The 413-nt window shown below is 76.8% G+C and carries 1 riboswitch.

Going from position 1 to position 413, the window contains the following annotated elements:
- Positions 1-209 precede the first annotated feature (209 nt).
- Positions 210-413: riboswitch (cobalamin riboswitch) on the reverse strand. This riboswitch is flagged as partial in the annotation.

Below are 413 nucleotides of genomic sequence, written 5' to 3' on the forward strand. Positions count from 1 at the left end.
GACCACGGCGGCCAGCGCGGCCCAGATGACAGTGGCGCGTGCGGCGCTCATGCGGCGCACGGCCGCGCGCCCGACGCACGGCGCATCCGCTTGCAGGGGCCGGCCGGGCGCGACGGGGGCGCGTGGCGGACGATTGGGGTCGGCATCGAAGAACGTTCCGTGAAGCATTGCGCGCCCCGCTTCCCCGCAGGCCGCGCGTCATGGAGCCCGTGCGGGCTCCCCGTCTCGGCCGGTATCCGGGCTGGCGGCGGTCCGGCTCGCCTTCCCGCGCGATGACGCGCAGTGGCCCGCGCCCGCGTGCGACCTGCACGCGAAACGCGCCCGAGCCGGCCTGCGTCATGCGACGCGGCCGCTTACCGTTGCGGGGGCAGCGCAGGTTGACGCGCTCGCGGAGCCCGCACCCTGCTTCCCGT

It is taken from the genome of Curtobacterium sp. ODYSSEY 48 V2, from assembly GCF_023712625.1.
GTDB lineage: Bacteria > Actinomycetota > Actinomycetes > Actinomycetales > Microbacteriaceae > Curtobacterium.